The sequence below is a fragment of the Pseudomonas sp. NBRC 111124 genome (genome assembly GCF_001320245.1).
Classification (GTDB): domain Bacteria; phylum Pseudomonadota; class Gammaproteobacteria; order Pseudomonadales; family Pseudomonadaceae; genus Aquipseudomonas.
Map to the genome: position 1 here is coordinate 218456 of NZ_BCBA01000027.1, position 11361 is coordinate 229816.

Below are 11361 nucleotides of genomic sequence, written 5' to 3' on the forward strand. Positions count from 1 at the left end.
ATGCAGAGAGGCTGGCATAAGGCTATTAACCGAATGTGATAAGAGGGTCTGGAAAGTCTAGACCAATTAATCAAACCCTCTTTCTAACCTGCAGCGCAGCCTCAATGTGTCATGCCCAGTTCGGCATCCTCCATCAGCGCCTTGGCCATCGCACTCAGGTAGTGCGAGGCCCAGATCATCATCGGTTTCTCGTCCATCAGACCGAGGATGGTCAGTTCGCGCACATAGCCCATCAATTCAGAGGCCTGTTCGCGGGCATCCTGGCAAGGAATGCCGGGTTCGATGCGGAACAGTGGATGGGTCTGGTTTTCACCTTGGAAGAAGGTGGTCTTGCCGACGGTGCATTGGGTGTTGTCTGTGGTCATTGGTCAGTCTCCCCTGAAATCTCTATTGCCTGTCGGGCCCTTTCGCGGGGCAAGCCCGCTCCTACAGGTCAGCACAAAGCCTGAGGCCATCGCTGTACTTGTAGGAGCGGGCTTGTCCCGCGAAAGGGCCAAACCAGCCAGCACATCACTCAAGCCTTAGTGCAAAGTCCGAGGCCCAGTGGGCATCTGCACCTGGATCAACGCGGATTCGAGCAAAACCCGCAGCGCCTCCAGCTCATGCATCGAGGCCATCATCAAGATTGACGCCGGTGACTTGGGCTGCAGCAGCAACGCCTGATGCACCACAGTCGTCGCGCACAGCGCGTAGTCGGTGGCCTGGATCAGGGTATCTTCGAGGGAATGACTATCGTGGGGTGGATCGGGAACGATCTTAAGCATGGTGTAACCTCGTCTGTATACGAAGGGACCACCACGTCATCACTTGCATTTGATGGGTGGCGGCTACGTGCGGGTCTGCAAGACCGGACAGACGAGAACCGGCAGATCCGAAGATCTCCCGCACGCAGCCACCATTGACCGAACTTGCTGGCAAGCAGCAACTCGGAAAGCGGTACTGATGTCTGTACGGGCTTGCAGGCCCGGTCGCTGCACTCGCAACGACTGGGCCACACTATTCCGCCAGAAACACCACCGCAATGGCCCAAGGGCGGTAGGAAGCTAATTCAGAAATGGACTACAAACAACGGGAATTTTCTGAACTTAGAAGTCGTACCGCGCCCCGACCATCATGCTCCGCGATGGCCCATAGAAGTTGAACGTCGAGGTCGAGCCCACCCGCGACAGGTAATCCCGGTCGAACAGGTTGTTGACGTTGAAGGTCGCCGTCAGCTTCGAGGTCACCGGGTACGACAGCATCGCATCCACTGTGGCATAGCCCGGCGCATCGATGCGCACGCCGCCGTTCTCGGCGTAGAAGTTGCTCATCGCCGACACGCCGCCACCAATGGCCAGCCCGTTCAGCGGGCCCTGGCTGATGGTGTACTTGCTCCACAGCGACGCCTGGTTGCGCGGCATGATGAAGAAGGTGGTTTCGGCATCGCCCTTGACGGTGTCGGTTTGCATCCAGGTGTAGCCCGCCAGCAGCTCCCAGTTCGGCGTGAGCTTGCCGCTGACTTCCACTTCCGCACCCTTGACCCGAGTCTTGCCGGAGGCGACCGAGAAGCCGGTGTCCACGCCATCGGCATCGTATTCGGTGCTGGCGCGGTTCTTGTCGGTCAGGCGGAACACCGAGAAACGGGTGTTGAGGTCGCCACCGAAGTAGCTGCTCTTGAGGCCGAATTCATACTGCTCGCCTTGGCGCGGCTTGAGCACCCGGCCATTGCCGTCGGTGTCCGACTGCGGCTTGAACACCTGCGAGTAGCTGGCATACAGCGCGTGGTTTTCGGTCAGGTCGTAGACCAGGCCGCCATACGGCGTGAAGCGGCCATCGACGCGCTTGTTGTCGTCGACCGTCGAGCCACTGCTCAGGGTGGTGGTGTAGAAATCACCGCGATACCAGCTGAAGCGTCCACCGGCAATCAGCGCCAGGCGCTCGACAGGGCGGAAGGTGACCTTGGAGTACAGGCCGTATTCCTCTTCCTGCATGCCGGTCTCGGTGCTGTAGTTCGGCGACGGCTTGGCGAAGCGCGTCGGCGTGTAGGTGTTGACGTTGATGCTGCCCAGGTTGGTGGTGCCGTTGAGGTACTCGGTGTCGTAGTTCTTGTAGTCGGTGCCGACCACAAACTCGCTGACCTGGCCGAAGGTTTCGAACGGCTGGCTGTAGCTGGCGTCCAGCGAGTAAGTGTCCTGGGTGAAGTCACGGGCGCTGGCACGTTCGGAGTTGGCCCCGGTGGTGGCATTGGTCGCGGTGAAGGCATACAGGTAGTTGGTGTCGCGGTGCGAGCCACGGGCAGCGACGCGGCCATAGCCACCGTTGTCGAAGCGATGGGTCAGCTCGGCGACCAGGTCGGTGGTCTTGCCATCGAAGTAGTTCCAGTCGGCGCCGAGGAAGCGCGAGTGGCTGAAGTCCGGTACTTCACCGGACAACGTCGCCGGGTAACCGTTGTGCGGGGTGATGTTCTTCACCTCGTGGATCAGGCCGAACGACAGCTGGGTGTCGTCGTCCAGGTCGATGTCCAGCGCACCGTAGTAGCTGTTGCTGGTGTTGGCGTTGTAGTCGACTTCGCCATTGGTGTCGTCGCGCGAGGCGATGAAACGCCCGCGCACCCGGCCGGCATCATCCAGCGGCCCGCTCAGGTCGATTTCTTCATGGTTGGTATCCCAGGTGCCATAGCTGCCTTCGACATGGCCCTGGAACTCAGCGGTCGGGCGCTTGCGCACCATGTTGACGATGCCGCCCAGCTCACTGGAGCTGCTGAACAGACCGGCCGGGCCGCGCATGATCTCGACCCGGTCGAAAGCTGCCAGCGACGGCACGGTGCCAAAGATGCTGGCCATCGGGGCCGGCAGGCCGTCGATGTTGAATTCGCTGTATTCGTAGCCACGGGCGTAGATCGACGAGCGACCGCTGTCGTTGGTCAGGGTGCGCAGGCCTGCGGTGTACTTGGCCAGGTCATCCAGGTGTACGAACTGGCGGTCCTTGACGTAGTCCTGGGTATACACGGTGATCGATTGCGGGATGTCCTTGAGTGCAGCCGGGGTCTTGGTGCCTACCGTGGCAGCATCGACGCTGTAGCCACCGGTCTGCTCCGAGGGCAGCATGTCGTAGAGGCGGTTGCCTTCGATGGTCAGGGCCGGCAGGTCGAGCGACGTATCGTCCGCAGCCGCCTGGCCTGCCACTGTTTCAGCCAGTGCCGACAACGAAAACGGCGCCAGCAGCCCCAGCACCAGCCATCCCCGCACCCGTTTCGGGCTCCCCGCACCTTTGAAACCGCTCATGACACACCCTTCGCCCAATTGATATCTAGTCGCAAATGAAACAAATTGCTTTTTGCGAAAGATACCGGACGAAAACCCTGGGTGCAGCAGGATTAACCTTCTTAACACACGCCGTCAGCACACAACGATTGCCCTTGCCCTGCCGGCAGTGGGATGATTGCTAACTGATATGAATTCTCATTAAAGACAAACGATGCCCACCTCACTCCTCCTCGCCGAAGATGACGCACGTCTGCGTGAGGACCTGCAGCGCCACTTTCTCAACCGCGGTTTCCTGGTCAACGCCTGCGCCACCGGCACCCAGGCGTTGAGCGCCGTGCAGCATGGCCGTTTCGACCTGGTGCTGCTGGACATCATGCTGCCGGGCATCGACGGCCTCAGCCTGCTCGACGAGCTGCGCCGCCAGCAGGCAGTGCCGGTAATGCTGATGTCGGCACTGGGCGCCGAGCAGGACCGCATCAGCGGCTTTACCCGTGGCGCGGACGATTACCTGCCCAAGCCGTTCAGCCTCGCGGAGCTGGACGCACGGGTGGATGCCCTGCTGCGGCGAGTGGCCTTCGGCCGCAGCACGCTGCTGCACAGCGAGGCCGGCCCGCTGGTTTTCGACCAGTACCTGCAGGATGTACTCCACCATGGCAAGGCGGCCGGCCTGACTGCTTCCGAATTCCGCTTGCTGGCCACCTTGAACGCCCACCCCGGCGAAGCCCTGAGCAAGCCGTTCCTGTACCAGACCGTGCTGCACCGGGCCTACACCCGCCTCGACCGCGGCCTGGATGTGCACGTGTGCAACCTGCGCCGCAAGCTGGCCGATATCGACGCCCAGCACCTGCAGATCCAGGCTGTACGCGGCCAGGGCTACATCCTGGTCGACACGGACAACGCCTGATGCGCCGCCATCCCTTGCTGTGGAAACTGGCAGCCTTGCAGGTCAGCTTCTGCCTGCTGCTGACCTGGCTGATCTGGACCTGGGGCCTGTCGGTGGAGCGCAGCACCTATTTTCTCTCCCAGGCTGACCAGGACTATCTCGCGCGCTACGCACAGCAGGCCGAACAGGCCTGGCAGCAAGCAGGTGCGGTTGGCGCCGAGGCCTTCCGGCGCCAGCTCGAGCACGCCGAAGACACCTGGGCGGTACTGCTCGGGCCGCACCTGCAAAGCCTTGGCAGCACTCCGCTGGACGCCGAAGAGGCCAGCCACCTGACCTTCATGCGCAAGCTCGACTGGCCGATGAGCCGGCGCCTGCAGGATGAATTGCCCTACGTCAGCATCGAGTTCCCGCAGCACCCCGAGAACGGCCGCCTGGTGATGCAACTGCCAGAGCGTCTGCTGCCGACGGGCCTGACGCCCTGGACCCATGTCTTCACCCACGGCGTCGCGCCCACGCTACTCGCCTTGCTGCTGGGCCTGGCGATCTACCGTCAGTTGGTCGTACCGCTCAACCGCCTGCGCGACCGTGCCGACGCCCTGCGCGCGGACGACCTGGACAGCCCGGGCCTGCCCCTGCAAGAACGCCGCGATGAACTGGGCGAACTGGCGCAGGCCTTCGAGCACATGGCCGGGCGCCTACGGCAAAGCCTGGAGCAACAGCGCCTGCTGCTGCGCACGCTGTCCCACGAATTGCGCACACCGCTGGCGCGGCTGCGCATTGCCCATGACAGCGACTTGCCGCCAGCAAAACTGCGCGAGCGCCTGGAGCGCGAGGTCAACGACATGCAGAAGCTGCTCGAAGACACCCTGGACCTTGCCTGGATGGACACCGAACAGCCGCAATTGCCCACCGAGCCGGTGCTGATGCTTTCCGTGTGGGAAGCGCTGTGCCAGGACATCTGCTTTGAGAGTGGCTGGCCCCCCTCGCGCCTGCCCTGCTCGCTGGGCACCGATTGCCGGGTGCAAGTCCATCCGGACAGCCTGGCCCAGGCGCTGGAAAACCTGCTGCGCAATGCCATCCGCCATTCGCCCGACGGCGGCCGGGTCAGCCTGGATGGCTGGCGTGAGGGCGACTGCTGGCACCTGCGCCTGAGCGACCAGGGCCCCGGCGTGCCACAAGCTGACCTCGAACGCATCTTCATGCCCTATCAACGCTTGCCCGACAGCGGCGCGGGCTTCGGCCTGGGGCTGGCCATCGCCCGCCGCGCCATCGAACTGCAAGGCGGCCGGCTGTGGGCCAGCAATGGCCACCCTGGCTTGTGCCTGCATGTGGTGCTGCCGGCCGGCCAGGATTGTTTAGAAAGTTAATGCGCTTTACGGCCAAACAGCACTGATTATCATCTGGCCATACCCGCCTTGCGCCTTGCAAGGCCCCGACGAGACGCCTGATGAGCAAGATCACCCTGCCCCTGATCATCGCACTGGCACTGGCCGCGCCTGTTGCCGTGGCGCAGCCAGCGCGTGAGCAGAAGATGGACACCTCGCTGCTGCAGCGCCAAGACCTGGCCTACCGTTTCAGCCAGTTCGACCTGGATTCGGCCGATGGTCAGCGCCACTACCGCTTGTGGATCGGCAAGCCGGATCGACCCGCGCCTGCCGCCGGTTATCCGGTGCTGTGGATGCTCGACGGCAATGCCGCGCTAGGCGCACTGAACAGTCAGCAACTGAGCCAGCTCGCAGCCGGCCAGGCGCCGCTGCTGGTGGCCGTGGGCTACCAGACTGACCAGCGCATCGAGCGGACCGGGCGGACTTTCGATTACACCCCGGCAGTGCCCGGGCAAGCCGAGCAGCGTGATCCACTGACGGGCGAGCCCAGCGGTGGGGTGGATGCATTTCTTGATCTGCTGACCCAGCAAATGCGAGCGCAGGTGGCAGGCGTGGCGCCAATCGACCTGCAGCAGCAGACGTTATGGGGGCATTCCTACGGCGGCTTGGCGGTGCTGCATGCGCTGTTCACCCGGCCTTGGGCGTTCAGTGATTATGCCGCGGCCAGCCCCTCGCTGTGGTGGCACGGCGGGGCGATCGTGCGCGAGGCGCAGGGGTTGCAGCAGCGGCTTGGCGATAGTCGGCCGCGGTTGTTGTTGATGCGCGGGAGTGAGGAGCCAGCGAATCCGCGCATGGCGGTAAAGGGCAATGTGGAGCGGCCGGTGCGGCAGTTGGTAACGGATCTAGCCAAGGCGCAGGGACTGCAGGTGCGTTATGAGCGGTTCGAAGGGCTGGGTCATGGGCCGATGTTGCCGGCTTCGCTGGCTAAGGTCATTGAAGAAATGTCGCGATAGGATTTTTCTCGGATCTGTAGGAGCGGAGTTATCCGCGACGCGCCGCGCGGGCGACGCTCGATCTCACAGGCGCCAAACATCCCCAGACCTGCACATAGCACCTCGCCGAAGGTCGTAGAACAGCGGCTTGCCAGCACGGTGGCACACTGCGGTATGCTTGACCGGTCTTCAGGGCGGGGTGAAAGTCCCCACCGGCGGTAAATCGAAAGATGAGCCCGCGAGCGCCCCGGCCATGCCGGGGGTCAGCAGATCTGGTGCGACTCCAGAGCCGACGGTCATAGTCCGGATGAAAGAAGGCGTCAGGCAGGGGCCATTCGGGCGCCCCTGCGCGCGCATTTTGTTCGCCCCGAGACGTTCATCGATCAATCACGAGGAGCGTTTCATGTCCCCTTTGCTGCAAAAACAATTCCCCAATGTGTCCGCCGCCATCGCCGCCTTCCAGGCCGGGCGCCCTGTGCTGCTGCTCGACGATGACGACCGCGAGGACGAAGCCGATATCGTCGCCGCTGCCGAAAACCTGTCGCTGCAGACCATGGCCATGATGATCCGCGACTGCAGCGGCATCGTCTGCCTGTGCCTGGACGAAGCCACGGTCGATGCCCTGCAGCTGGCGCCAATGGTGCCGAACAACCAGGCCCGCCATGGCACCGGCTTCACCGTCACCATCGAAGCGGCCGAGGGCGTGAGCACTGGCGTTTCCGCGCAGGACCGCATCACCACCATCGAAGCGGCGCTGCGTTCGACCGCCGAACAACGCCACATCGTCAGCCCGGGCCATGTGTTCCCGCTGCGTGCGCGTGAGGGTGGCGTGCTGACCCGCCGTGGCCACACAGAAGGCTCGGTCGACCTGGCACGCCTGGCAGGCTTGCGCCCGGCGGCGGTGCTGTGCGAGCTGATGAACCCCGATGGCAGCATGGCGCGGGGTGAACAGGTGGCGGTGTATGCGCGGCAGTACAACTTGCCGGTGCTGACCATCGAGGAACTGGCGCGGTGCCGTGAGGCCATGCTGGAGCTGGAAGCCGAGCCTGCCTGATAGACCGCACGGGGTCGCTTTGCGGCCCATTCGCGGGCTTGCCCGCTCCCACAGTTCCAAACCATGCGCTGCACCTGTGGGAGCGGGCAAGCTCGCGAATGGGCCGGCAAATCCAGCCGAAGTTTGCTCCCCTAGCCCCGCTCTGCTAACGTCGCGCGGTTCTGACTTGCCACCGAGACTGTCGCCATGGCCCGCAAAAAAGCCTCCATCGATTTCGAACAATCCCTCGCCGACCTGCAAGCCCTGGTCGAGCGCCTGGAGAACGGCGAACTGTCGCTGGAAGACTCGCTGGCCGCGTTCGAGCAAGGTATCGCCCTGACCCGCGATTGCCAGGGCGCCCTGGCCCAGGCCGAGCAGAAAGTGCAGATCCTGCTGGAGCGTGACGGCGAGCTCGCCGCGCAGCCGTTCGACGCGGAGCCAGAGGCATGATCACTGGTTACCAGGCCGGCTGTCAGGCCCGTGTCGATGCTGCTCTTGAGCCCTTGTTCGTCGCCCCGACCAAAGAGCTGGAACGCCTTTATGCGGCCATGCGCTACAGCGTGATGAACGGTGGCAAACGCGTGCGCCCGCTGCTCGCCTATGCCGCTTGCGAAGCCCTTGGCGCGCCCGCCGAGCACGCCAACGGTGCCGCCTGTGCGGTGGAGCTGATCCACGCCTATTCGCTGGTGCATGACGACCTGCCGGCCATGGACGACGACGATTTGCGCCGTGGCCAGCCAACCACCCACAAAGCCTTCGACGAAGCCTGCGCAATACTCGCCGGTGACGGCTTGCAGAGCCTGGCGTTCAGCGCCTTGCTCGATCCGCGCCTGAGCCCGCAGGCCGACAGCATCCGCCTGGCCATGGTCCAGGCCCTGGCCAAGGCTGCAGGCCCAGCGGGCATGGTCGGTGGCCAGGCCATCGACCTCGGTTCGGTCGGCCTGAAGCTGGACCAGCACGCTCTGGAATTCATGCACCGGCACAAGACCGGTGCGCTGATCGAAGCCAGCGTGCGCCTCGGCGCCCTGGCCAGTGCTCGCGCCGAGCAGGCGCAGCTGGATGCCCTGCAGACTTATGCACAGGCCATCGGCCTGGCGTTCCAGGTGCAGGACGATATCCTCGACGTGGAAAGCGACACCGCCACCCTGGGCAAGCGCCAGGGCGCCGACATCGCCCGTGACAAACCGACCTACCCGGCGCTGCTCGGGCTGGACGCCGCCAAGGCCTATGCCATCGAACTGCGCGACCAGGCGCTGGTCGCCCTGCAAGGCTTTGGTGAAGCCGCCGAGCCGCTGCGGGCGTTGGCGCGCTACATCGTCGAACGCCGCCATTGATTGTATGGGGCCGCTGCGCGGTCCTTCGCGGGCAAGCCCGCTCCCACAGGGGCAGCTTTTCCTACAATGGGGTAAACTGCCGCGTCTTCACACACCTATAACGACTCGCCTGATGCCCACGACGTTTCAAGAGATCCCCCGCGAACGCCCGGTCACGCCGTTGCTCGACCGCGCTGACACGCCTGCCGGCCTGCGCCGGCTGGCCGAAGCCGACCTGGAGACCCTGGCCGACGAGTTGCGCCAGGAGTTGCTCTACACCGTTGGTCAGACCGGTGGGCATTTCGGCGCCGGCCTGGGCGTCATCGAGCTGACGATCGCCCTGCACTACGTCTTCGACACCCCGGACGACCGGCTGGTGTGGGACGTTGGCCACCAGGCCTATCCGCACAAGATCCTCACCGGGCGCCGCAACCGTATGCTCAGCCTGCGCCAGAAGGACGGCATCGCCGCCTTCCCGCGCCGCAGCGAGAGCGAGTACGACACCTTCGGCGTCGGCCATTCCAGCACCTCGATCAGCGCTGCCCTGGGCATGGCCATTGCCGCCCGCCTGCAGAACAGCGCACGCAAGTCGATCGCCGTGATCGGCGACGGCGCCCTGACTGCCGGCATGGCTTTCGAAGCGTTGAACCACGCCCAGGAAGTCAACGCCGACATGCTGGTGATCCTCAACGACAACGACATGTCGATTTCGCGCAATGTCGGCGGCTTGTCCAACTACCTGGCCAAGATCCTCTCCAGCCGCACCTACGCGAGCATGCGCGAGGGCAGCAAGAAGGTGCTGTCGCGCCTGCCCGGCGCCTGGGAAATCGCCCGTCGCACCGAGGAGTACGCCAAGGGCATGCTGGTGCCAGGCACGCTGTTCGAAGAGCTGGGCTGGAACTACATCGGCCCGATCGACGGTCACGACCTGCCGACCATGATCGCCACCCTGCGCAACATGCGTGACCTCAAGGGCCCGCAGTTCCTGCACGTGGTGACCAAAAAGGGCAAGGGCTTCGCCCCGGCCGAGGTCGACCCGATCGGCTACCACGCCATCACCAAGCTCGAACCCGCCGACAAGCCGGCTGCGCCGAAGAAGGTCACTGGGCCGAAGTACTCCGCCGTGTTCGGCCAGTGGCTGTGCGACATGGCCGCCGCCGACAACCGCCTGGTGGGTATCACCCCGGCGATGAAAGAAGGCTCCGACCTGGTCGATTTCAGCGAGCGCTACCCCGAGCGCTACTTCGACGTGGCGATCGCCGAGCAACACGCGGTGACCCTGGCCGCAGGCATGGCCTGTGAAGGCAGCAAGCCGGTGGTGGCGATCTACTCCACCTTCCTGCAGCGCGGCTACGACCAGCTGATCCACGACGTGGCGGTGCAGAACCTCGATGTGCTGTTCGCCATCGACCGCGCCGGCCTGGTCGGCGAAGACGGCCCGACCCACGCGGGCGCCTACGACCTGTCTTATCTGCGCTGCATCCCCGGCATGCTGGTGATGACCCCGAGCGACGAGAACGAGCTGCGCAAGATGCTCAGCACCGGCCACCTGTTCAACGGCCCGGCCGCTGTGCGCTACCCGCGCGGCACTGGCCCGAATGCACCGATCAGTGGCGACCTCGAGCCGTTGGAGATCGGCAAGGGCGTGGTGCGCCGCCAGGGCGAGAAAGTCGCCCTGCTGGTGTTCGGTGTGCAGTTGGCCGAGGCCCTGCAGGTTGCCGAGCCAATCAACGCCACCGTGGTCGACATGCGCTTCGTCAAACCGCTGGACGAGGCCCTGGTGCTGGAAATGGCCGGCAGCCATGAGCTGCTGGTGACCCTCGAAGAGAACAGCATCATGGGCGGCGCCGGAGCGGCCGTGGGCGAGTTCCTGGCCCGTGAGGGCGTAGTCAAGCCGTTGCTGCACCTGGGGCTGCCGGACATCTACGTCGAGCATGCCAAGCCTGCGCAGATGCTGGCCGAGTGTGGGCTGGATGCTGCTGGCATCGAGGCGTCTGTCAAAGCCCGCATGGCCAAGCTCGGCCTGTAGGGCCCTTTCGCGGGGCAAGCCCGCTCCTACAGGTCTCTCTCGATCCTGTAGGAGCGGGCTTGCCCCGCGAATGCTATGGAACTGTCCATGAGAAAGTCTGCCTGTGCCGCGCTACTCTGCGCCCCAACCTTCCTGCTGGCTGCTGAACGCGACGAAGCCCTCAAGCTCCCCGATATCCTGATCAGCGCCAACCGACAGGTCGAATCGCGCACCGCCACCAGCGCCGCCAACACCGTGTTCACCCGCGCCGACATCGACCGCCTGCAGCCCAGCAGCATCACCGACCTGCTCACCCGCGTGCCCGGCGTGCAAGTGGCGCCCACCGGTGGCCGTGGCAGCCTGCCGGGCATCTTCATCCGTGGCACCAAGGCCGCCCAGAGCCTGGTACTGGTTGATGGCGTGCGCATCGCCAACGCTACCTCCGGCGACAGCGGCCTGCAGTTTCTCGATGTCGACCAGATCGAGCGCGTCGAAGTACTGCGCGGCTCGCGCTCGGCAGTGTACGGTAGCGATGCCATCGGCGGGGTGATCCAGATCTTCA

At 64.4% G+C, this 11361-nt stretch carries 11 protein-coding genes and 1 riboswitch; of the genes, 8 read left to right on the forward strand and 3 right to left on the reverse strand.

What is annotated here, in order from left to right; all coding sequences use genetic code 11:
- Positions 1-101: 101 nt before the first annotated feature.
- The 3 genes from APH28_RS11985 to APH28_RS11995 form a co-directional block, all read right to left on the reverse strand.
- Positions 102-365 carry a DUF3077 domain-containing protein gene (locus APH28_RS11985; protein ID WP_060509574.1) on the reverse strand — a complete coding sequence of 88 codons (264 nt, stop codon included), beginning with the start codon at positions 363-365 and terminating at the stop codon, positions 102-104.
- Positions 366-521: 156 nt separating this feature from the next.
- Positions 522-764, reverse strand: coding sequence for a hypothetical protein (locus APH28_RS11990; RefSeq protein WP_060509576.1), 243 nt, complete (start codon positions 762-764; stop codon positions 522-524).
- Between the two features lie 321 nt (positions 765-1085).
- Positions 1086-3263, reverse strand: a complete 2178-nt coding sequence (locus APH28_RS11995; protein ID WP_060509577.1) for a TonB-dependent siderophore receptor — start codon at positions 3261-3263, stop codon at positions 1086-1088.
- 193 nt (positions 3264-3456) lie between these two features.
- On the opposite strand from APH28_RS11995, the gene APH28_RS12000 reads away from it, so the two are divergent.
- From APH28_RS12000 to APH28_RS12035, 8 genes are all read left to right on the forward strand, one after another.
- On the forward strand, positions 3457-4149 hold the full coding sequence (locus APH28_RS12000; RefSeq protein WP_060509578.1) for a response regulator transcription factor: 693 nt from the start codon (positions 3457-3459) through the stop codon (positions 4147-4149).
- Positions 4149-5495, forward strand: coding sequence for a sensor histidine kinase (locus tag APH28_RS12005; RefSeq protein WP_060509579.1), 1347 nt, complete (start codon positions 4149-4151; stop codon positions 5493-5495). The genes APH28_RS12000 and APH28_RS12005 overlap by 1 nt, the downstream gene beginning before the upstream one ends.
- An 80-nt stretch (positions 5496-5575) precedes the next feature.
- Positions 5576-6466, forward strand: a complete 891-nt coding sequence (locus APH28_RS12010) for an alpha/beta hydrolase (RefSeq protein ID WP_060509580.1) — start codon at positions 5576-5578, stop codon at positions 6464-6466.
- A gap of 160 nt (positions 6467-6626) precedes the next feature.
- A riboswitch (FMN riboswitch) is annotated at positions 6627-6768 on the forward strand.
- A gap of 80 nt (positions 6769-6848) precedes the next feature.
- Entirely contained in the window at positions 6849-7499 is a 651-nt protein-coding gene (ribB, locus tag APH28_RS12015; RefSeq protein ID WP_060509581.1) for a 3,4-dihydroxy-2-butanone-4-phosphate synthase, read from the forward strand.
- 186 nt (positions 7500-7685) lie between these two features.
- Entirely contained in the window at positions 7686-7928 is a 243-nt protein-coding gene (locus APH28_RS12020) for an exodeoxyribonuclease VII small subunit (RefSeq protein ID WP_008092375.1), read from the forward strand.
- Entirely contained in the window at positions 7925-8812 is an 888-nt protein-coding gene (gene ispA, locus APH28_RS12025) for a (2E,6E)-farnesyl diphosphate synthase (RefSeq protein WP_060509582.1), read from the forward strand. The genes APH28_RS12020 and ispA overlap by 4 nt, the downstream gene beginning before the upstream one ends.
- A gap of 112 nt (positions 8813-8924) precedes the next feature.
- Entirely contained in the window at positions 8925-10820 is a 1896-nt protein-coding gene (gene dxs, locus APH28_RS12030; protein WP_060509585.1) for a 1-deoxy-D-xylulose-5-phosphate synthase, read from the forward strand.
- An 87-nt stretch (positions 10821-10907) separates the two neighbouring features.
- The coding region (locus tag APH28_RS12035; RefSeq protein WP_156340878.1) for a TonB-dependent receptor at positions 10908-11361 on the forward strand (454 nt) is incomplete at its 3' end.

Excerpts from the sequence above, each read along its gene's own strand:
- APH28_RS11985 (WP_060509574.1), bottom strand. The coding sequence starts at position 365 with ATGACCACAGACAACACCCAATGCACCGTCGGCAAGACCACCTTCTTC.
- APH28_RS11990 (WP_060509576.1), bottom strand. The coding sequence starts at position 764 with ATGCTTAAGATCGTTCCCGATCCACCCCACGATAGTCATTCCCTCGAA.
- APH28_RS11995 (WP_060509577.1), bottom strand. The coding sequence starts at position 3,263 with ATGAGCGGTTTCAAAGGTGCGGGGAGCCCGAAACGGGTGCGGGGATGG.
- APH28_RS12000 (WP_060509578.1), top strand. The coding sequence starts at position 3,457 with ATGCCCACCTCACTCCTCCTCGCCGAAGATGACGCACGTCTGCGTGAG.
- APH28_RS12005 (WP_060509579.1), top strand. The coding sequence starts at position 4,149 with ATGCGCCGCCATCCCTTGCTGTGGAAACTGGCAGCCTTGCAGGTCAGC.
- APH28_RS12010 (WP_060509580.1), top strand. The coding sequence starts at position 5,576 with ATGAGCAAGATCACCCTGCCCCTGATCATCGCACTGGCACTGGCCGCG.
- ribB (WP_060509581.1), top strand. The coding sequence starts at position 6,849 with ATGTCCCCTTTGCTGCAAAAACAATTCCCCAATGTGTCCGCCGCCATC.
- APH28_RS12020 (WP_008092375.1), top strand. The coding sequence starts at position 7,686 with ATGGCCCGCAAAAAAGCCTCCATCGATTTCGAACAATCCCTCGCCGAC.
- ispA (WP_060509582.1), top strand. The coding sequence starts at position 7,925 with ATGATCACTGGTTACCAGGCCGGCTGTCAGGCCCGTGTCGATGCTGCT.
- dxs (WP_060509585.1), top strand. The coding sequence starts at position 8,925 with ATGCCCACGACGTTTCAAGAGATCCCCCGCGAACGCCCGGTCACGCCG.